24 protein-coding genes are annotated in these 20090 nt (G+C 66.7%); 13 read left to right on the top strand and 11 right to left on the bottom strand.

Features of this window, described 5'->3' with window-relative positions:
* Genes ACZI8W_RS13925 through ACZI8W_RS13915 form a run of 3 tightly spaced genes read right to left on the bottom strand, consistent with a single transcriptional unit; the run spans position 1 to position 2971 of the window.
* On the bottom strand, positions 1 to 1179 hold the full coding sequence (locus ACZI8W_RS13925) for a sensor histidine kinase (protein WP_463369077.1): 1179 nt from the start codon (positions 1177 to 1179) through the stop codon (positions 1 to 3).
* An 11-nt stretch (positions 1180 to 1190) separates the two neighbouring features.
* Complete coding sequence (gene purE, locus ACZI8W_RS13920) at positions 1191 to 1703, bottom strand: 5-(carboxyamino)imidazole ribonucleotide mutase (protein WP_463369076.1); 513 nt, start codon at positions 1701 to 1703, stop codon at positions 1191 to 1193.
* Positions 1700 to 2971, bottom strand: a complete 1272-nt coding sequence (locus tag ACZI8W_RS13915) for a 5-(carboxyamino)imidazole ribonucleotide synthase (protein WP_463369075.1) — start codon at positions 2969 to 2971, stop codon at positions 1700 to 1702. The genes purE and ACZI8W_RS13915 overlap by 4 nt, the downstream gene beginning before the upstream one ends.
* Positions 2972 to 3203: 232 nt before the next feature.
* Here ACZI8W_RS13915 and ACZI8W_RS13910 point away from each other — a divergent pair, with 232 nt between their 5' ends.
* A complete protein-coding gene (locus tag ACZI8W_RS13910) occupies positions 3204 to 3689 on the top strand; it encodes a GtrA family protein (protein ID WP_463369125.1) in 486 nt (161 codons plus the stop codon).
* A gap of 10 nt (positions 3690 to 3699) precedes the next feature.
* Here ACZI8W_RS13910 and ACZI8W_RS13905 read toward each other — a convergent pair whose 3' ends face one another.
* The 4 genes from ACZI8W_RS13905 to ACZI8W_RS13890 are packed head-to-tail and all read right to left on the bottom strand — an operon-like array spanning position 3700 to position 7218.
* Positions 3700 to 5025 (bottom strand): sensor histidine kinase, encoded by a 1326-nt coding sequence (locus ACZI8W_RS13905; protein ID WP_463369074.1) that lies wholly within the window; start codon positions 5023 to 5025, stop codon positions 3700 to 3702.
* Between the two features lie 15 nt (positions 5026 to 5040).
* Positions 5041 to 5724 (bottom strand): response regulator transcription factor, encoded by a 684-nt coding sequence (locus ACZI8W_RS13900; protein ID WP_463369073.1) that lies wholly within the window; start codon positions 5722 to 5724, stop codon positions 5041 to 5043.
* Between the two features lie 46 nt (positions 5725 to 5770).
* A complete protein-coding gene (locus ACZI8W_RS13895) occupies positions 5771 to 6331 on the bottom strand; it encodes a PH domain-containing protein (protein ID WP_463369072.1) in 561 nt (186 codons plus the stop codon).
* 23 nt (positions 6332 to 6354) lie between these two features.
* Complete coding sequence (locus ACZI8W_RS13890; protein ID WP_463369071.1) at positions 6355 to 7218, bottom strand: biotin--[acetyl-CoA-carboxylase] ligase; 864 nt, start codon at positions 7216 to 7218, stop codon at positions 6355 to 6357.
* A 116-nt stretch (positions 7219 to 7334) separates the two neighbouring features.
* On the opposite strand from ACZI8W_RS13890, the gene ACZI8W_RS13885 reads away from it, so the two are divergent.
* The 4 genes from ACZI8W_RS13885 to ACZI8W_RS13870 all read left to right on the top strand — a co-directional run bounded on the left by ACZI8W_RS13885 (position 7335) and on the right by ACZI8W_RS13870 (position 10557).
* A complete protein-coding gene (locus ACZI8W_RS13885) occupies positions 7335 to 8975 on the top strand; it encodes an acyl-CoA carboxylase subunit beta (protein WP_463369070.1) in 1641 nt (546 codons plus the stop codon).
* The gene (locus tag ACZI8W_RS13880) at positions 8972 to 9289 is read left to right on the top strand and encodes an acyl-CoA carboxylase subunit epsilon (protein ID WP_463369069.1); all 318 of its coding nucleotides are present in this window, start codon (positions 8972 to 8974) and stop codon (positions 9287 to 9289) included. The genes ACZI8W_RS13885 and ACZI8W_RS13880 overlap by 4 nt, the downstream gene beginning before the upstream one ends.
* 3 nt (positions 9290 to 9292) lie before the next feature.
* Positions 9293 to 9955: a Maf family protein gene (locus ACZI8W_RS13875; protein WP_463369068.1), complete on the top strand. Its 663-nt coding sequence runs from the start codon at positions 9293 to 9295 to the stop codon at positions 9953 to 9955.
* Between the two features lie 74 nt (positions 9956 to 10029).
* Positions 10030 to 10557: a VOC family protein gene (locus tag ACZI8W_RS13870; RefSeq protein WP_463369067.1), complete on the top strand. Its 528-nt coding sequence runs from the start codon at positions 10030 to 10032 to the stop codon at positions 10555 to 10557.
* Between the two features lie 10 nt (positions 10558 to 10567).
* On the opposite strand, the gene ACZI8W_RS13865 is transcribed toward ACZI8W_RS13870, so the two are convergent.
* A complete protein-coding gene (locus tag ACZI8W_RS13865; protein WP_463369066.1) occupies positions 10568 to 10960 on the bottom strand; it encodes a group III truncated hemoglobin in 393 nt (130 codons plus the stop codon).
* Between the two features lie 62 nt (positions 10961 to 11022).
* Between ACZI8W_RS13865 and ACZI8W_RS13860 the strand changes: the two genes are divergently transcribed.
* From ACZI8W_RS13860 to ACZI8W_RS13835, 6 genes are all read left to right on the top strand, one after another.
* Entirely contained in the window at positions 11023 to 11916 is an 894-nt protein-coding gene (locus ACZI8W_RS13860) for a sulfurtransferase (RefSeq protein WP_463369065.1), read from the top strand.
* Complete coding sequence (locus tag ACZI8W_RS13855; protein ID WP_463369064.1) at positions 11913 to 12326, top strand: SufE family protein; 414 nt, start codon at positions 11913 to 11915, stop codon at positions 12324 to 12326. Before ACZI8W_RS13860 ends, ACZI8W_RS13855 begins: the two co-directional genes overlap by 4 nt.
* A 6-nt stretch (positions 12327 to 12332) precedes the next feature.
* The gene (locus tag ACZI8W_RS13850; protein ID WP_463369063.1) at positions 12333 to 13793 is read left to right on the top strand and encodes a condensation domain-containing protein; all 1461 of its coding nucleotides are present in this window, start codon (positions 12333 to 12335) and stop codon (positions 13791 to 13793) included.
* Between the two features lie 120 nt (positions 13794 to 13913).
* Complete coding sequence (locus tag ACZI8W_RS13845) at positions 13914 to 15722, top strand: acetyl/propionyl/methylcrotonyl-CoA carboxylase subunit alpha (protein WP_463369062.1); 1809 nt, start codon at positions 13914 to 13916, stop codon at positions 15720 to 15722.
* Positions 15723 to 15841: 119 nt separating this feature from the next.
* Positions 15842 to 16099 (top strand): hypothetical protein, encoded by a 258-nt coding sequence (locus tag ACZI8W_RS13840; RefSeq protein WP_463369061.1) that lies wholly within the window; start codon positions 15842 to 15844, stop codon positions 16097 to 16099.
* A gap of 48 nt (positions 16100 to 16147) precedes the next feature.
* Positions 16148 to 16522 carry a DUF1707 SHOCT-like domain-containing protein gene (locus ACZI8W_RS13835; RefSeq protein ID WP_463369060.1) on the top strand — a complete coding sequence of 125 codons (375 nt, stop codon included), beginning with the start codon at positions 16148 to 16150 and terminating at the stop codon, positions 16520 to 16522.
* A 3-nt stretch (positions 16523 to 16525) separates the two neighbouring features.
* Here the strand turns inward: ACZI8W_RS13835 and ACZI8W_RS13830 are convergent, their stop codons facing one another.
* Entirely contained in the window at positions 16526 to 17962 is a 1437-nt protein-coding gene (locus ACZI8W_RS13830; RefSeq protein WP_463369059.1) for an FAD-dependent oxidoreductase, read from the bottom strand.
* A gap of 178 nt (positions 17963 to 18140) precedes the next feature.
* Here ACZI8W_RS13830 and ACZI8W_RS13825 point away from each other — a divergent pair, with 178 nt between their 5' ends.
* Both ACZI8W_RS13825 and ACZI8W_RS13820 read left to right on the top strand, forming a co-directional pair.
* The gene (locus tag ACZI8W_RS13825) at positions 18141 to 18263 is read left to right on the top strand and encodes a DUF1707 domain-containing protein (RefSeq protein ID WP_463369058.1); all 123 of its coding nucleotides are present in this window, start codon (positions 18141 to 18143) and stop codon (positions 18261 to 18263) included.
* Positions 18264 to 18351: 88 nt separating this feature from the next.
* Complete coding sequence (locus ACZI8W_RS13820; RefSeq protein WP_463369123.1) at positions 18352 to 18648, top strand: VanZ family protein; 297 nt, start codon at positions 18352 to 18354, stop codon at positions 18646 to 18648.
* Between the two features lie 20 nt (positions 18649 to 18668).
* On the opposite strand, the gene ACZI8W_RS13815 is transcribed toward ACZI8W_RS13820, so the two are convergent.
* On the bottom strand, positions 18669 to 19517 hold the full coding sequence (locus ACZI8W_RS13815; protein WP_463369057.1) for a tyrosine-protein phosphatase: 849 nt from the start codon (positions 19515 to 19517) through the stop codon (positions 18669 to 18671).
* A 143-nt stretch (positions 19518 to 19660) separates the two neighbouring features.
* On the bottom strand, positions 19661 to 19957 hold the full coding sequence (locus ACZI8W_RS13810) for a tail fiber domain-containing protein (protein ID WP_463369056.1): 297 nt from the start codon (positions 19955 to 19957) through the stop codon (positions 19661 to 19663).
* Between the last annotated feature and the right edge of the window lie 133 nt (positions 19958 to 20090).

Genomic DNA, 20090 nt, shown 5'->3' with positions numbered 1-20090 from the left:
CTATGCCGGGACTTCGGCGCGGACACGATAGCCACCACCGTCGCGTGGCCCGGTGATCGCGCGACCGCCGTGCAGCCGGGCACGTTCTTCGATCCCCGTCAGTCCCTGCCCGCCTGGCCGAGCTTCCACGAGGGCGGCAGCGCCGCGTCCGTCGTCGTTGATTTCGACGACGAGTGTGTCGGCGCGCCAGTCGAGAGACACCTCGGTGTGTGCGCGAGGTCCCGCATGCTTGAGCACGTTGGTGAGGGACTCCTGCACTATCCGATAAGCAGACAGCGCGAGACCGTCGGAGACGTCGCGCGCGACTCCGGTGACGGTGAGTGTCGCTTCCAGACCGCTCGCACGCATCTGGTCGACGAGCGCGGGAATGTCGTCGATGCCCGGCGTGGTATTGAACTCGCGCGGGGAGTCCTCGCGAAGCACCGACAGCAGCGACCGCATGTCGGTCAACGCTCGCCGCCCCGTCTCGGCGATCGTGGTGAGCGCAGCCGCCGCAACACGGGGGTCCGCCGATGCGACGTAGCGGCCGCCGTCCGCCTGAGCGATGATCGCGGTGAGCGAATGCGCAACGATGTCGTGCATCTCCCGCGCAATGCGCGTCCGTTCCTGGGTGGCCGCGAGTTCGGCTTCCTTGAGTCGTTCGACCTCGAGTAACCGGTTGTGTTCGGTCAGCGCCTCGAGTTCACGCACGCGCAGACCGCGCATCCGGCCGAACGCCCACACTCCGATGAGAAACAGCGCCACCGTCGTCGCCGCCACCATCGCGTCGAGCAGGGTCCGCCCTTCGTACTGTCCGAAGAATCGGATCCCGGCGAGTACTCCCCCTGTCGCCGCAGCCACCAGTGCGACGTTGGCCCACAGGCGCGGCGCATACGCGGCCAGCGAAAACACCGCCACGGGCACCGCGACCGGCGCCACCGGCGATATGTCTGCGGACAGCGCAAGGTGGACGAATGCCGCGGTAGCCACGGTCGCACCGGCGAGCACCGGGCAGGTACGGCGCCACGCGAGTGGCACACTCAGCGCGGCAACGAGGACCGCGTCCGTCCACGCCAGATCCGAGGTCGCTACGACGAGCAACCCGAACGTCGTGACCAGGCCTGCGATGACCGAGTCGACGACGAGCACGCGGGCACGGCTCCACCGGTGCCAACGCTCGAGGATCGATGTGGTCCGCACGGATCACACCGTCAGCCGAGCAGCTTCTGCCGCAACGCCTCGTCCTTGTCGAGCACCATGCGCTCGAGCCCCGACTGGAACTGCTCCATCCGCTCACGCAACGCGGGATCCGACGCACCGAGGATGCGCGCGGCGAGCAGGCCGGCATTGCGAGCCCCACCGATCGACACCGTCGCGACGGGAACCCCCGCCGGCATCTGCACGATCGACAACAGCGAGTCCATCCCGTCGAGGTACTTCAGCGGAACAGGAACCCCGATCACCGGAAGCGGGGTCGCCGACGCCACCATTCCCGGCAGGTGTGCGGCGCCGCCTGCTCCGGCGATGATGACCTTGATCCCGCGACCCGCGGCGTCCTTCGCGTAGTCGAGCATCCGCTGCGGCGTCCGGTGCGCGGAGACGACACCGACCTCGAAACGGATACCGAACTCGGCGAGCGCCTCGGCGGCGGCCTCCATGATGGGCCAATCCGAGTCGCTGCCCATGATCAGGCCGACCTGTGCTGCCTGTGTGCCGTCCGTCACTGTGCTTCTCCCGTGTGTTCGTTCCAGCCGTCGGTCCACCGCGCGTGGGAAAGCCAGTGCGCGGCGCGCTCTGCGCGTTCCCGGACCGCGGCGACGTACTCTGCGTCGTCGAGTGTGCCGGACGGGTCGCCGAGCAGGTTGACGTGCCCGATCTTGCGGTCTTTGCGTTCGCCCTTGCCGTAGAGATGCACGCGCGCGTCGGGCATGCGGGCGAACAGATGATGCAGCCGCTCGTCCATGCTCATCGCCGGAGCATCCGGAGCGCCGAGAACATTCGCCATCACGACGACCGGGGCGAGGGGCGTCGTGTCGCCGAGCGGGTAGTCGAGCACCGCGCGCAGGTGCTGCTCGAACTGGCCTGTCCGCGCACCGTCCATTCCCCAGTGACCGGAATTGTGGGGGCGCATCGCGAGTTCGTTGACGATCAGCTCACCGGACTGCGTCTCGAACAGTTCGACGGCCATGACGCCCACCACCCCGAGCTCACCGGCGATCCGCAGCGCAAGCTGTTCGGCGGCGGATGCGACGTCGGCCGGCAGGTTCGGTGCCGGCGCGATCACGACGGCGCACTGTCCGTCGCGTTGCACGGTTTCCACCACCGGCCAGCTCGCACCTTGCCCGAACGGCGACCGCGCGACCATCGCCGACAGCTCCCGGCGCCACTCGATCTTCTCCTCCGCGAGCAGCGGCACACCGCGCGCGAGTTGCTCCGCGACGATGCGCTCGAGTTCGGTCTCGTCGTCGACGATCCACACCCCGCGGCCGTCGTACCCGCCGCGCGCGGCCTTGAGTACGAACGGCCATCCGAGATGGTCTCGCGCCGCGGTGAGGTAGCCGGTCGAGGTGATCTCCGCGAACTTCGGCATGGGCGCACCGAACGCCCCGAGCCGCTTGCGCATCGCGATCTTGTCCTGCGCGAAGATCAGGGCCTGAGGCGGAGGCAACACGGCGACGCCCTCACGCTGCAGCGCTTCGAGGTGCTCGGTGGGGACCCCCTCGTGGTCGAAGGTCACCGCGTGGGCACCGGTGGCGGCACGCCGCAGTGCGTCGAGATCGTCGTGACTGCCGAGGACGACGTCGGGGCTCACCTGAGCAGCAGGTTCGTCCTCGCTCCCGGCGAGCACCCGCAGGGTCTGTCCGAGCGCGATCGCGGCCTGATGCGTCATCCGCGCGAGCTGGCCCCCGCCGATCATCGTCACGACGGGCATCCCGGTCGTCAGTGCGCGGGGAGAGTCGGATCTGGGGCGCGAGTCAGGTCTGCCGGTCACAGCTGACAATGGTGTCACAGCGAGGAGTTGCCGATTGCCACGGCGCCCCATCGTCCCGCGTGTGGCGATCCGGTGAACATTTCGGGACGGAGGTTCCGATTCGTCACTTTCGTGTGATAAGTCTGAAAATTTTCATTGTGGTTCGTAGAACCGCTCCGCTTTTCGTAGACTCGGCCGAGTGTCCGTCGTCGATGATGCTCTGAGCCGCGTTCCCGCACCACTCCGGGAGCTGATGCTGCGTCACCGCGAACTCATCAAGTTTGCGATCGTCGGAGGTACGACGTTCCTGATCGACTTCGGGATCTTCTACACCTTGAAGTTGACGGTTCTCGCGGAGAAGCCGGTCACTGCCAAGATCATCGGTGGTGTGATCGCAGTGATCTGTTCGTACATTCTCAACCGCGAATGGTCGTTCCGGAACCGTGGCGGGCGGGAACGCGCGCACGAAGCGTTCCTGTTCTTCTTCATCAGCGGCATCGGGGTGGTGCTCAGCTTCATTCCGCTGTGGATCTCGAGTTACGTGCTCGAGTTGCGTGTACCCGAAGTCAGTCTCACCGTGGAGAACATCGCCGACTTCGTCAGCGCGTACATCATCGGAAATCTGCTGCAGATGTTCTTCCGGTTCTACTGTTTCAAGCGGTTCGTGTTCCCCGAGGAGACCGAACCGGATGTGCACACCGTGGGCGGACTGGACAGGCCGGACCTCGACCGGACCTGATCGCACTCACTCACCTCGGTTCCCGGACTCCGCCCACGCGCACCGATGTCCAATCGCGCGCCGCGCCGAGGAACATCGCGAACAACGCGGGTCTGCGCCGCTGCAGTTCGAGGCGCCCACCATCCGCTTCGGCGAGTGCGCGAGCGAGAGCGAGGCCGACACCGGTGGATCCTCGACCGGAGAATCCTCGTTCGAAGATGTGCGGTACGAGGTCGTCGCTGACGCCGACCCCTTCGTCACTGACTTCGACACACACCGTCGTGTCTCCCCGCGTCACAGAATCCCCCCGCATCGCAACCTGCCGAACGGCGACCGTGCACGTTCCTCCACCGTGGGCAAGCGCGTTGTCGACCAGGACCGCCACTGCTTCGCGAAGCCTCGAGGCAGTCACGGACGACCGCAGAGTCGGGTCACCTCGAAGCAGCAGTTCGCGGCCGGCCTCCTCGTACGGACCTCGCCAGTCTTCGACCACTCCGGCCAGTTCCCCCACCACCGACACCTCGGTACGCAGTTCGGCGCCACTGTTCCGCGACTGGCGCACCAGCCCGTCGACAGCTGCGGTGAGGCGATCGACCTGGGCCATTGCTGCCTCTGCTTCCTCGACCACCGACGGGTCCTCGTGTGTGGACAGTTCGTCGAGCCGCAGCCGGATCGCCGTCATGCGAGAGCGGAGCTGGTGGGAGACGTCACCGACCAGCGCGTGCTCACGCTGCAGCCGGCCCGAGATCTCCACTGCGGCCGAGTCGAGCACATCCGAAACCCGGTCGAGCTCGACGATGGAATGACGCTGGGGCACCGACTTGAAGTCACCCTCGGCGAGGCGGGCGGCGCGCGCCGCGACGTCTCGCAGTGGGAAGGCGAGCCGTCGGGCGGTGGTGACAGCGACCAGTGCACCCACTGCAACGGACAGCAGCACGAGGAACCCGACTGCGGCGAGCACCTGCCGTTGCAGCATGCGCATGCTTTCGGACGGCGCTTCGACGCGCAGTGACCCCGAGGTACCCATCGACAGGGATTCGACGAGGGGGTTCGCCGGGGCGAGGTCGCCGATGTCGAGGCGGGCCGCCTCGTTCTCGGGAGTGGGATACACGACGACCACCCGCCCTCCGTCGGGCACGAGCAGCCGCAACGAGGTGGTATCGAGTCCGCCGACCACGAGACCGTCGGTGCCCTCCTGCGCGATGATCTCGTCGGACATCCGCTCGAGCCGATCCCGAAGGTCTCGGCGGGTGGTGTCCTCCACGAACAGGTAGGCGGTGAAGGCCAGCGGGAGCCCGAGCAGAAGGGCGACGAGCAGCACCGCAGCCAGGACGGCATTGAGGATCCGCCTGCGCATCGCCGCGGCCCCCTACTAGTCGGTGTTCAGCCGGAAACCGACACCGCGCACCGTCGCGATGCGCCGTTCCCCCGCGGGTCCCTCGTCGCCGATCTTCCGGCGTAACCACGACATGTGCATGTCGAGTGTCTTCGAACCACGAAGGTCGGCGTCGCCCCACACCTCGGCGAGGATCGCGTCGCGTGAGACGACCTGACCGGCGTGTTCGAGCAGGACACGCAGGAGTTCGTATTCCTTGTTGGCGAGGGTGATCTCGGAGCCGTCCACGAGCACTCGTCGGGCCGCGCGTTCGAGGCGGATACCCGAGACCTCGACGACTTCGTCCGCATCACCGCCACCGCGGCGGCGCAGCAGTGCGCGTACCCGCGCCATCAGTTCGGCGAGCCGGAACGGTTTGCCGACATAGTCGTCGGCGCCGGCGTCGAGACCCACCACGAAGTCCACCTCGTCGGTGCGGGCGGTGAGCATCAGCACGGCCAGCTCGGAACGGTTGGCCCGGATCTGACGGCACACTTCGAGTCCGTCCATACCCGGTAGCCCGAGGTCGAGGATCAACAGCTCGTAGTTGCCGGAGAGCGCCTGTTCGAGCGCTCTGGGCCCGGTGGCCTCGATGGTCACCTCGTAGCCCTCCCGCCCGAGGGCACGAGACAGGGGCGCCGCAATGGCTTCATCGTCTTCCGCTAGCAGAACGGCAGTCACGCGCTCAGCCTACGGACCGACCGGGGAAGCCGGATCATCACGCCGATCACCACGCCTTGCGATGCCTTTCCTCGTCGGGGGCTCGCGCGGCGGAGCGGTCGACGGGCGAACCGTCCTGCACGTCGAACGCCGTCCGGTACAGCAATGTGTGGACCTTCTGGACGTCGGGAATGTTGTCGAACTCGAGTGGGTCGTCGGCGGCAGAGACCACGACGAGTGTGCCTGTGCGGAGCATCCGGTCGACGAGTCCGTGCCGGAACTGCACATTGCTGATCCGTCCCATCGGGATGTCGATGCCGGAATGGGTGATCACGCCCTGGCGCACGAGTACCCGCCGGTCGGTGACGATGAAGTGCGTGGTCAGCCACCGAACCAGCGGGACGAGACACCGCCACCCCACGAGAATCACCCACAACACCACGACCGCGATCAGGAGGACGGTGGATGCGCCACCGTCGAGGCGGGTCTGTGCGAGTCCTACGAGGTACCCGGCGACAGCCGTGGCGAGCAGGAAGACGATGACCGGAACGATCAGCATCTTCGCGTGCGGATGCCGGTGGAGCAACAGGTTCTCATCCGGCGCGAGCGCGTCCTCCGGGTATCCCATGCGCACCACGATGACACACCTGCCTACAGCGGCCGCAGGTGCGTGATGTCGCCTGCAGCGATCGCGACGGGCTCCCCCTCGCCGTCCGGCGCGATGACGATGCGCCCCTGCTCGTCGATGTCGACGGCAACCCCGTGCAGCTCCGTGTCGCCGGGCAGGATCGCGCGCACCCGCCGGCCGATGGTGCTGCACCGATCCCGGTACGCGTCGGCCGCGGCCGTGGGATCCCAGCCTTGCCGCTCCCACTGCCGGATGCGCTCACCGAACGAGGCGAGCAGAGCCTCCGCGAGCCTCGTGCGGTCGAGCTCGCGGGCACCGGCGAGCAGCAGCGACGTCGCCGTGGGCACCGGCAGTTCGTCCTCGGTGAGCGTGACATTGAGCCCGACACCCACGACGACCGTGGGCACCGGGGCCGTCGACGCGACCTCGACGAGGATGCCCGCGAGCTTACGGCCGTCGACGAGGACGTCGTTGGGCCACTTGAGCTCGGCTGGGACGCCGGTGACCTCGCGGACGGCGTCGACCGTCGCGATGCCGGTGAGCAGCGGAAGCCAACCGAGATCGGGTAGGGCGACACCCGGAAGTTTCAGCAGTACCGACACGATCACCTGAGCCCCGGGAATTCCGTTCCATGCGCGCGAGTGCCGTCCGCGACCCCCGTTCTGGTACTCGGCGAGCAGGACCCGACGGTCGCCGGATGTCGCTTCGGCGAGCAGGTCGGCGTTCGTGGAACCCGTCTCGTCGATGACATCGAGTCGTTCGTAGAACCCGGCTTCGTGGACACCGGCACTGCCCCCGACACCGTCGACCAGCACTTTCCGCAAACGCGACACATCGAGCGGCGCTCGCAGAGCGGGATCATTTCGCACTTCGGGGTTACGCGGCATGGATCCACCCTAAAGTGGGCGAAAACCGGTACTCGCCGGTAGCTTCAGTTCAATCATTCAACGCACACGGACCTCCGTGCGGCGGTGCAGATTGACGATCGCTAAGCTGACTGCCCATGACCACTGTCCAGGAGCCGTCCGCGCCCGAGGCGGCGAGTACGCCCGATATCCATACCACCGCCGGGAAGCTGGCAGACCTGCGCGAACGCCAGGCCAAGTCCCAGGCTCCGGTCGGTGAAGCAGCCATCGAGAAGGTCCACGCCAAAGGCAAGATGACCGCCCGCGAGCGCATCACCGCGCTCCTCGACGAAGGCTCGTTCGTCGAAATCGATGCGCTCGCCCGCCACCGCAGCACCAACTTCGGCCTCGCCGACAACCGTCCTGTCGGTGATGGCGTCGTCACCGGCTACGGCACCGTCGACGGACGCGACGTCTGCGTGTTCTCCCAGGACGCGACCGTCTTCGGCGGCAGCCTCGGTGAGGTCTACGGCGAGAAGATCGTCAAGGTCATGGACCTTGCGCTACGCACCGGCCGGCCGCTGATCGGCATCAACGAAGGGGCCGGCGCCCGTATCCAGGAAGGCGTCGTCTCGCTCGGCCTCTACGGCGAGATCTTCCACCGCAACGTGCAGGCCTCCGGCGTGATCCCCCAGATCTCGCTGATCATGGGCCCCGCCGCCGGTGGGCACGTCTACTCCCCCGCCCTGACCGACTTCGTGGTGATGGTCGACCAGACCAGCCAGATGTTCGTCACCGGCCCCGATGTCATCAAGACCGTCACCGGCGAAGACGTCACCATGGAAGACCTCGGAGGCGCCCACACCCACATGGTCAAATCGGGTGTCGCCCACTACGTCGGCAACGACGAGCAGGACGCCCTCGACTACGTCAAGGATCTGCTGTCCTACCTCCCGTCGAACAACCAGGCCGCGGCACCGCGCACGGTCCCGACAGATCCGATCGCCGGCTCCATCGAAGACTCGCTCACCGAGGAGGATCTCGAACTCGACACGATCATCCCGGATTCGGCGAACCAGCCGTACGACATGCACGAGGTCATCCGTCGCCTGCTCGACGACGACGAGTTCCTCGAGGTTCAGGCCGAGCGGGCCCAGAACGTCATCGTGGGCTTCGGGCGCGTCGACGGCCGCAGCGTCGGCATCGTTGCCAACCAGCCGACGCAGTTCGCGGGCTGCCTCGACATCGACGCCTCCGAGAAGGCCGCACGCTTCGTGCGCACCTGCGACGCGTTCAACGTTCCGATCGTGACGCTGGTCGACGTTCCGGGCTTCCTGCCCGGCACCGAGCAGGAGTACAACGGCATCATCCGCCGCGGCGCCAAACTCCTCTACGCCTACGGTGAGGCAACTGTCGGCAAGATCACCGTCATCACCCGCAAGGCCTACGGCGGCGCGTACGACGTGATGGGCTCGAAGCACATGGGCGCCGACGTCAACCTCGCGTGGCCGACCGCACAGATCGCCGTCATGGGTGCGTCGGGTGCTGTCGGGTTCGTCTACCGCGGCAAGCTCAAGGAGGCCGCTGCGAACGGTCAGGACGTCGACGCACTTCGCCTCGAGCTCCAGAACGAATACGAGGACACCCTCGTGAACCCGTACGTCGCAGCAGAGCGCGGCTACGTCGATGCTGTCATCCCGCCGTCGCACACCCGCGGCCAGATCGTGTCCGCGCTGCGACTGCTCGAACGCAAGATGGTCTCGCTCCCGCCGAAGAAGCATGGGAACATTCCGCTGTGACCGCGCTGACCGAGGAAACGATCATCACTGATGCAGAGCTGACCGCCGTGACCGCCGGCGCCTTCGAGGGCGCCGATACGTCGGTGACCGCAGACGCAGAGCCGGAAGCGACGTCCGAGGCACCCGCCATCCGGATCGTGAAGGGCAATCCGACCGATGCAGATGTCGCCGCGTTGGTCACGGTGCTCGCAGCCGCCGCTGCGGGTGGCGCACCCGAGGGCGACGGCAAGCCACCGGAAACATGGGGTGATCCCACCCGGATGCACCGCCAGTGGGCTCCGTTCTCGCCGTACTCGTACCCCATCCGCGGCTGATCGATGCCCCGGTTTGTTCTCGCCTCGGCGTCGCCGGCACGCTTGTCCGTGCTGCGCGGTGCCGGGGTCGAGCCACTCGTCCAGGTATCGGAAGTCGACGAGGACGCGGTCATCGCCGAGCTCGGACCCGATGCGGCACCCGACGTCGTGGTCACCACCTTGGCCCGCGCCAAGGCCGCCGACGTCCTGCGCACGCTCACTGCAGACGATCCCGCCCCCGGGGGACACGACGATCTCGTCGTGATCGGCTGCGATTCGATGCTGTTGTTCGACGGGAAACTCCAAGGCAAACCGGGCACTGTCGAGGTAGCCCGAGCGCGCTGGAAGCACATGTCCGGGCACAGCGCGGAGTTGCTCACCGGGCACAGCGTGCTACGCGCCCGCCGCGGGCAGGTCGTGGCGCAGGCCCACGACCATTCCGGCACGACGGTGCGCTTCGGCACGCCGTCCGACACCGATCTCGAGGCGTACCTCGCGACCGGTGAGGCGCTGCAGGTCGCCGGAGCCTTCACGCTCGACGGCCTCGGCGGCTGGTTCGTCGACGGCATCGAGGGCGATCCGTCGTCCGTGATCGGGATCGGTCTGCCGCTCGTCCGGCGACTCCTCACCGAGGTCGGGGTCTCCGTCGCCGACCTCTGGTCCTCGAATCCGCCGGCAACCGAGTGACCGCGCAGCGTCCGAAGGAGCTTCGAACGCCTCCTGCGATCGGTGTCGACATCCACTTCGGGAAGTAGGAACCCATGATCCGCCGACTCAACCACGCCGTGCTGTTCGTCTCCGATCTCGAACGCAGCCTTGCCTTCTACCGGGACATTCTCGGCTTTCGGCCCCTTCCGGGAGGGTTCCCCGGTGCGGCCTTCCTGCAGGCCGAGAACTCGGCGAACGATCACGACCTGGGCTTGTTCCAGAGCCAGAACGGGCCTGGAGAACGTCGACCGGGCGACATCGGCCTCTATCATCTGGCCTGGGAGACCGAGACTCTCGCAGATCTTGCGCGGATGGCCGAGCGGTTGCGGCACGCGGGTGCGCTCACCGGTGCAAGCAATCACGGATCCACGAAGGCTCTGTACGGACAGGATCCCGACGGTATCGAGTTCGAGGTGTGCTGGCTCGTCCCCGATGACCGAATCGAGGAGGAACTGGTACCGGGCATGCCGCCGACCAGGCCCCTCGACATTGCGGCGGAGATCGAGCGGTACGGTGCCGGAACTCCGAGCGGTCCTCGAACGGATCCGACTGTGTGGCAGAGGATCTTCGCAGGCAATTGACGGCCGGATGTCACAGAGCCGGTAAGGACCGTTCCAGCGACAACGCCATCGCCTCCGCCTTGCGCTTGGCCCGCTCGGCATTCACCCCGGTGAAGTGCGCGTCGATGTTGGCCGTCCACAGCTCGAGCCACCGCTCGAACCGCGCCGGCGACAGCCCATGATGCCGGTGCAGCGCGTGGTGCACCGGCAGGAAACTGCCGTCGTACCGGGTGGTACGGAACAGAATCTGCTCCCAGAAGCTGCCGACGACGATCAGGTGTTCGTCGAGGCCGGTGATCGCGAGCACCTCGAACACCGGCGCAAGGATCGGATCGGCGAGAGCACGTTCGTAGAACGTGCGCACCAGGAGGTCGATGTCGGTTCGACCGCACAGGTCACCGGCCGGAGCACCACGGGAGATCACGCCTGTCGAACCTACCGCCTAGAATCGACGACGCACCTGCCACCACTGCCTCAGGAGCCCCTGTGCCCGTCGCGCCCGACCCCACCACTTCCTTCGCTGCCTACGCAGACCCCGGCCGTCTGGTGTCCTCCGAGTGGCTGTCCGCTCACCTGGGCCACCCCGAGGTCAAAGTCGTCGAATCCGACGAGGATGTGCTCCTCTACGACGTCGGGCACATCCCCGGCGCAGTGAAGATCGACTGGCACCTCGACCTCAACGATCCCGTCACCCGCGACTACATCGACGGCGCCGCGTTCGCCGCGCTCATGGACCGCAAAGGAATTCGGCGCACCGACACGGTCGTGATCTACGGCGACAAGTCCAACTGGTGGGCTGCCTACGCACTGTGGGTGTTCACGCTGTTCGGCCACGAGGACGTCCGCCTCCTCGACGGCGGTCGCGACGCGTGGATCTCCGAGAACCGCGACACCACCCTCGATATCCCCGTCACCACCACGAGCGGCTACCCTGCCGTCGAGCGCAACGACTCCCCCATCCGGGCTTTCAAGGACGACGTGCTCGATCACCTGGGGAAGTGCCCGCTGGTGGATGTGCGGTCGCCGCAGGAGTACACCGGCGAACGCACGCACATGCCCGACTACCCGGAGGAAGGCGCACTCCGCGGCGGTCACATCCCCACCGCAGTGTCGATCCCGTGGGCGAAGGCCGCAGCACCGGACGGCCGCTTCCGTTCGCGCGCCGAGCTCGAGGAGATCTACGCGGGCATCAGCAAGGATGACGACGTCGTCGCATACTGCCGCATCGGTGAGCGGTCGAGTCACACCTGGTTCGTGCTGACCCACCTGCTCGGCTACCCGAACGTGCGGAACTACGACGGCTCATGGACAGAGTGGGGCAACGCCGTCCGCGTCCCGATCGCCAAGGGCGAGGAGCCGGGAACCGTTCCCGCGTCATGAGCATTCCCGCACCCCTCGCCGAGATCGTCGACGACTTCGCCGCCGTCGAGGGCCAGGACAAACTCCAGCTGCTTCTCGAGTTCAGTCGCGAACTGCCTCCGCTGCCGGCCGAACTCGAGGAAGCAGCGATGGAGCCCGTGCCCGAATGTCAATCGCCCCTGTTCCTTTCCGTCGATGCCACCGACCGGGCGCACGTGAAGCTGCATTTCAGTGCGCCCGCCGAGGCACCCACCACGCGGGGCTTCGCGTCGATCCTCCACCAGGGGCTCGACGGTCTCAGCGCGCAGGAGATCCTCGACGTTCCCGATGATTTCTACTCGGATCTCGGTCTTGCCAGTGCCGTCAGTCCCCTGCGGCTGCGCGGCATGAGCGCGATGCTCGCGCGCATCAAACGGCATCTGCGAGCCTGACGGGCAATGGAGTTCACGGAGCTTGCCGACTATTCGATCCCGGCGGGAACGTTGATCGAATGGTTGCCGTGCGCCGAGGAGGACGCATGGCGCCGGGACCCGCGCCCGGCGTCGTACATCCACGAGGCACACCTGCGCCGAACCGCGGGCACGCGGGCCGCCCCGGGGAGGGAAGCGTGGCTCGGCACAGCATTCGAGATCGCCGGACCGCTCGACATCGATGTCTTCGGTCGCGCCCTGCAACGATGGATCGACCGGCACGAACCCCTTCGTAGTCAGGCGACATTCGCCGTCGGCGACGATCCGGGCGGCGCTCTGATCCGCAGGACGGCCCCACCCGGCAGGGTCGCGGTGCGGCATATCCAGCACGATCCGGCCGACGCCACCATGATCCGCACGCAACTCCACGCGTTGTTCGACGACTACACGACGCCAGAATTGTGGCCCGCGTACGTCTTCGCGACGCTGGCCCCCGAGCCCGCCGCCCCGGACGTGCAGTCGGGTGCGGCGGAAGGGTCGGACGCCTTCACGGTGTTCTTCGGCTCGGATCACTCGATCATCGACGGCTATTCCATCGTGCTGGTCGCGCATGAGATCACAGCACTGTACGAGGAAGAGCGGACCGGCCGCCCGGCAGATCTGTTCCCCGTCGGCAGCTACATCGATTTCGGGGCCTCCGAGCGCGCCGATGCCAGCGACCTCGACGTCGATCACGAGGCCGTGCGGATCTGGCGCACGACGCTGCGGGAGAGCGGAGGCGAAATGCCGAAGTTCCCGCTTCCGATCGGTCGCCGCACCACCAAGACCTCGCCTCAGAAGCGTCTGTCCGAGCGCTGGTTCGACGGCTACGACGCGACCCGATTCGCGGAACGGTGTCGCGATGCCGACGCCGGGTTCTTCTCGGGGGTGCTGGCGTGTTTCGGTCAGGCCGCGTCGGACCTCGCCGGCGCCGATCACTTCCGCACTGTCGTTCCTTCTCATACCCGGACCGGACCGATGTGGGCCGGGTCCCTGGGATGGTTCGTGGGGCTCCGGCCGATCGACCTCGACCTCTTGGGCAACCCCGGTTTCGTCATCCTCGCGAACCGTGCGGCGCAGGAACTACGACGCACCCGCGCGAGTGCGCGCATTCCGTTCGACAGGGTCGGCGAACTGCTCGGCGTACCCATCCGCCCGCAGTTCCTCGTGTCCTACATGGACGTCCGGTTCGTACCCATGGCGGCGCAGTGGCCGGAAACGAATGCCCGTGCACTGCGCAGCCGCAGCTACACCCACGACGTCTACATCTGGATCAACCGGACACCCGAGGGCATCAACGTCTCCGCCAGATTCCCCGACAACTCCGAGGCGACCACGAATGTTCCCCACCTCCTGGAACGAGTACGCCTGTTGATGGACCGGCTCAACACGTCCGGACCGTGGGCACCCGACCTGGAGAACGAAGCATTTCCGGCTACTGGTCAGTAGCATTGTGCGTTCGAGTATGCGCCGTACTGTGTAGAGGCCATCCGGTTACATCGTCTATCCGATTGGCGCTTAGACTGCCGACGACGGAAATAACCTAACGATCGATCAACAGGAGGCTCCGTGCCCAGTCATGCCAGCGCGCAGATCTCGAAGGTGCTCGTCGCGAACCGCGGCGAGATCGCTGTGCGGGTCATCCGAGCCGCCAAGGATGCAGGCTACGGAAGTGTCGCGGTCTACGCCGAACCCGACGCAGACGCACAGTTCGTGAAGCTCGCAGACGAGGCGTTCGCCCTCGGTGGCCAGACCTCGGCCGAGTCCTACCTGGTGTTCGACAAGATTCTCGACGCCGCGGCCAAGTCCGGCGCCGACGCGATCCACCCCGGCTACGGCTTCCTCTCGGAGAATGCCGACTTCGCGCAGGCAGTGCTCGACGCAGGTCTGATCTGGATCGGCCCCTCGCCGCAGTCCATCCGCGACCTGGGCGACAAGGTCACCGCGCGACACATCGCCGAGCGCGCCAAGGCCCCGATGGCCGCCGGCACCAAAGACCCGGTCAAGAACGCGGACGAGGTCGTCGAGTTCGCCAAGCAGTACGGCGTACCCGTCGCGATCAAGGCCGCCTTCGGCGGTGGCGGTCGCGGCATGAAGGTCGCGCAGACCATCGAGGAGATCCCCGAACTGTTCGAGTCCGCCACCCGTGAGGCCATCGCCGCCTTCGGTCGCGGCGAGTGCTTCGTCGAGCAGTACCTCGACAAAGCCCGCCACGTCGAGGCCCAGGTCATCGCCGACCACCACGGCAATGTCATCGTGGCCGGCACGCGCGACTGCTCGCTGCAGCGTCGCTTCCAGAAACTCGTCGAAGAGGCCCCCGCGCCCTTCCTGACGGACGAGCAGCGCGGGCGCATCCACGCGTCCGCCAAAGCCATCTGCAAGGAAGCCGGCTACTACGGCGCAGGCACCGTCGAGTACCTGGTGCAGGGCGACACCGTCTCGTTCCTCGAGGTCAACACCCGCCTGCAGGTCGAGCACCCGGTCACCGAGGAGACCGCCGGCATCGACCTCGTTCGTCAGCAGTTCCGCATCGCCAACGGCGAGAAGCTCGAGCTCACCGAGGACCCGGCACCGCGTGGGCACTCCTTCGAGTTCCGTATCAACGGCGAAGACGCCGGCCGGGGCTTCATGCCTGCTCCCGGTCCGATCACCGTCTACAAGGAGCCGACAGGCCCCGGCGTGCGCGTCGACTCGGGTGTCGTCCAGGGTGATGTCATCGGCGGTCAGTTCGACTCGATGCTCGCCAAGCTGATCGTCACCGGCGAGAACCGCGAGCAGGCGCTGCAGCGGGCCGCACGCGCCCTCGCCGAGTTCGAGGTCGACGGCCTCGCCACGGTCATCCCGTTCCACCGCCACATCGTCGAGAACCCGGCGTTCCACGGCAGCGTCGACGACAACGGTGCCGAGAAGTTCGACGTCTACACCAAGTGGATCGAGAACGAGTGGGACAACACCATCGAGCCGTTCACCGGCGGCGGTGCAGCCGACGACGAGGACGAGACCCTGCCGCGTCAGAACGTCGTGGTCGAGGTCGGCGGTCGCCGCGTCGAGGTGTCGCTGCCCGGCCAGTTCTCGCTCAGCGGCAACGGCGGCGGTGCGGCAGGCACGATCCGCAAGAAGCCGAAGGCACGTAAGCGCGGCGGTGCCGGCGGCGGCAAGGCATCGGGCGATGCTGTGACGGCTCCGATGCAGGGTACCGTCGTCAAGGTCGCGGTCACCGAGGGCCAGGAAGTCGCCGAGGGCGACCTCATCGCGGTGCTCGAAGCCATGAAGATGGAGAATCCGGTCACCGCGCACAAGGCCGGTGTCGTGACCGGTCTGGCGGTCGAGCCGGGCGCCGCCATCACTCAGGGAACGGTCCTCACCGAACTGAAGTGATGGTGCACTGAGCGCTCACACTGAACGAAGTCGACGGTGCCCGATCCCCAGGGGTCGGGCACCCTCGCTTTTCGCACCACAACTTTGCCACCACAGCTACGCAGTTCGGAAGGCATTTGATGGACCCTGTCGAGATCAACGCCGGCAACTGGTACCTCCTCGCACGTGAGCTCGACGCGTGGACCGACGACAGCGCGTACAGCTGGTCGGTGTGCGAGTCGACGACCGCCGACGTGCAGGCCACCATCACGCTGCGGCCCGACGGTGCGCTGAGCGGGACCGCGATCGACGGCCACACCGACGCGCTGGACGCTGCCCGCTCCGCAGTCACGAGATTCGCCACGGGAGGGCTCGGGCTGACCGTGCGCGAAGTGTGAGCCAGACCGCACGCACACCGCCGCGCCGACTCCCATTACTCTGGGCATATGGCCGAACTGCCCGAAGTCCGAATCGGCACCGCGGAGCGCGAAGAGGCTATCGCGCTGCTCGGTGAACACTTTTCGGCCGGTCGCCTGTCTGTCGTCGAATTCGACGATCGAGTCGCGCTCGCGACACAGGCCGTCACTCGGGCCGATGTGGTTCCGCTGTTCTCCGATCTACCGACGGCGCCGTCGTTCCTGCACGAACCCGCATCTGGACACGTCGTGGCCGACCTGCTGACGCTGGTTCCGTTCGCGCTCGCGGCGCTGGTCATCATGGTGGCGGTCCGCCATCCGATTGCGATTCTCCTCGGATTGGTGGTCCTGGCGGTTGTCGTCAGACGCGGGTTGCGACTGATACGGGATCCCGGAGCCGGATGACCGTCAGGCCCTCGTTGCGGCGTCTCGTCCCGCAACGCGGCCGAACGCAAGGGCGTCACTGATGTGGAACCCGCCGTCCTTGCGCCAGCTGTAGGTGGAGCTGAGCTCGCCCGCAGCGTAGAGCCCCTCGACGATGTCCCCTCGGGTGTCGAGTACGCGCGCACGCCCGTCTCGTCGTGGCCCACCGTTGGTCCACCCCAGCAGCGGGGTGACCCTCAACGCATAGAACGGGCCCTGCACGACCGGTCCGAGCCTTTCCGGATCACGAGCGAAGTGGTCGTCGCGCCCGTGGGTGCATGCGGCGTTGTAGTGCTCGACGGTGTGCTCGAGTGTGGTCGCGTCCAGCCCGATCTTCGCGGCCAGCTCGGCAATCGACTCCGCGCGCACGATCAGGCCCTTCTCGATCTCCTCGCTGTTGTCGGCGCTCCAGCGCGAGCCGTTCATGAGAAGGTTCCATCCCACCGGCAGGGTGTCGGGTGTCGGGCTCAACGGGCCGGCAGTACGCATCTGCTCGTCGAAGATCAGGTGGAACGGTCGAAGCGGGAAGAGTTCGTACGCTCCTTCCCGGAGGGTATGTCCATGACACGGATCTGCGGTCTCGTCCAGGAAGCGCCGACCGTCGTCGCCCACCCACAGATAGTTGTGCGCATTCCACAGTGCGAGGTAGTGGCCGGCGCCGTCCGCGTCGCGAACCCCGGTGATGCTCATCATGTTTCCCATGTGCCAGAGATCGGCACCCACCGCTTGCGCCATCCGGTGGCCATCGCCGGTCGAGGCGGGTGACCCCCACAACACGTGATCCTCCACGCGCAGATAGTCCCGCACCATCGATGCGTCGGCCTGGAAGCCGCCGGTCGCGAGGACGACACCGCCACGTGCCCTGATACGTCGCGGACCGCTCGCGCTGTGCACTTCGACACCGGCGACCCCGTCGCCGTCGACGATCAGTCGCGTTGCCGGTGTGTCGAATCGGGTCTCGATGCCGCGTTCGGCCAATGCCGAAACCAGGAAGTCCTGGAGCAGACCATTGCCCATCCGGCCTTCGATGGTGTCCATGCCCGCATACGAGTCGCTTCCCTCGACGGACAGGTACTCGGGATCGGTGTGGTACTGACCGCTCATCGCGACGTCGGCGCCGAGTTTCTTCAACCACGTCGAGATTTCGGCTGTTTCGGTCGCCCAGGCGTCGACGACATCGTCGGCGACGGGGAACGGGCCGTTGAGCGCGCGGAGGAAGACCCGCGCCCGCTCCGGGTCACGATTGACCCACCATCCTCCGCCGGATACGCGGGTGTTCCCGCCTGCGCTGCCCTCATCGCACTTCTCGACCACGAGCACATCGGCTCCACCCTGCTTCGCTTCGAGGGCTGCGGCCGAGCCCGCAGCTCCCGACCCCACCACCACAACGTCGAATATTTCGTCGAATACTTCACCACTCACGTGCGCCCTCACTTCGCTACAGGATCGGAATTCCACCGCCAACGGGTGTGATGCGGATCATCACCCGCGCGAATCCGATACGCGCGCGGATTTCCCGTCCAACGGGAAGAGTTTCGCGACGGAAGTGAGCACGCGGCGCGATGCTCCGGTCTCCAGCACGGTGATCTACTCTCTGATGATGGACTCCCCCGACATCCGAATCGGCGACGCCGACCGGGCCGACGCGTTGAATGTGCTGGGCGGACATTCCGGCGATGGCTGCCTCGACCTGTCCGAGTTCACCGACCTGACCTGTGCCTGATTCGTCCCGGTACCGCAACTTTTCCTCGCGTCTCGGCGTCTGGTACCGCGTCGCCCCGTTGGCGCTCGCCACGATCACCATCACCGTCATGTTGCTGACGCCCGGCGGCACGGTTCCCAGCGGACCTCCCCATACCGACAAGGTCACGCACGCAGTGATGTTCGCAGTGCTGGCGTACTGCTCCCGACACGCACGCCTTTCGCCGGTCGTCACCGCGGCCTGGCTCGCGATCTACGGCATCGTCACCGAAGTCCTGCAGGCCACGATCGCGGTGCGGCGGTCCGGTTCGATCTGGGACTGGTGCGCCGATCTCGTGGGCATCGCGATCGGTCTGGCGATCGCCGCCGCTGTCGGTCGGCGAGTTCGTACCGGTCGGAGGCAGTAGTACCCGTCGGACGCAGTAGGCTACCTGCCTGATTCACCGGGTGGGGCGTTCTCGGTGTCGACCATCCGGGTACGCAATGCCTGCAGGGTGTCGTCGTCGAGCCCGAGTCCCGACGCGAAGTACTCGTCGATCGTGCCGTAGCGACGCAGCGCCTCGTCGACGGCACCCTCGAGGTAGGTGCGCTGGACCCCGAGCAGGGGGAGGAACAGAGCACGGTCTCCACCGGCCGCTTCGAAGCGAGTGAACATCTCCTCGAATTTCGGTAGCAACATCTCGTTCGTCAACATGTAGTCGTCGAAGACATCCTGCTCGGTCGCGCCTGCGAACATGAGCAGTGCCGCAGCGGCCCAACCCGTCCTGTCCTTACCTGCGGTGCAGTGGATGAGCGCCGGACCATCCTCGTGAGCGATACCCGTGTAGAGCTCGCGGTACGAGGCCGCCGCACTCGGCAACGTGATGAGCTCTCGGTAGGTGGCGAGCAGATGCTGCTCGGCACGCCCGTCCCCCAGGTGCGTCGCGGCGGCAACCGGGTCGGCGACCACATCGCCGAGGGATCCCGCGACCGAGCCCGTCGGACGATCGGCGAGCACATCGAGACCCACAAGTTTCGTTCCTTCCGGCAGTCGATCCGGACGCCGTTCGCGTTCCGCTGCCGTCCGAAGGTCGTACACGGCCGAAATCCGAAGCGAAGCGAGCACATCGATATCGGTGTCGGTGATGTCGGCCAGCGCTGTCGAGCGAAAGACCACACCGGTGCGGACTACACCACCGAACGAGCTGGCTCGGCCACCGATGTCTCGGAGGTTGACGAGCGAGGGAATTGCGAAGGCCTGCGCAACTTCGGCGGTGTTGTCCACGGCATCGGTCATGCCACACAAGTTACGCATGGTGGTGTGATTCGGCAGCACACCGTCCCGGAACCTGGTCCGGGCTTCCCGCGAGCACGATCGCTTCCCGCAGCAGCAATTGCACGCGCGGGAAGCGAGGGAGGTCGCGGGAGCGAACGTCCCGGCTAATGGTCGATATCGTCGAGCTCCTTCTCGAGAATCACGACCCTGCGATAGAGAGCTTGAATCGCCGCCATGCAGACACCGTTGGCGTCGACGACACCGATTCGTCGCTCCGAGAACCCGAGCCCGAAGGCGGCAGCGAAATCCTGGGCCATGGGACCGAGATGACGGACCGAGTGGTGGTCGAACCCGTAGGTCCACACACTGAGCGGCAATTCACCCAGACGGACGAGAATGTCGTCGGTGCTGACCGGTGTCTGCGCTGGGATTCCGCGTCTGCGGGTAGTGACTGATCGCATCCACGCAACCGGGTGCCGGCTACGTGCTGAGATCCGAGCGCGTCGCCGTCCCCGGGCGGTGGAGATCCACCGCCCGGAGAGCTCGGGTAGCCCACCGGGACCGGAGGCTGAGAGTGCCACAGGTCTCCCCTCA

Source organism: Rhodococcus ruitaii (assembly GCF_055230935.1).
Note: the sequence above shows the minus strand (reverse complement) of the source record. Positions and strands in the feature narration are given on the sequence as shown.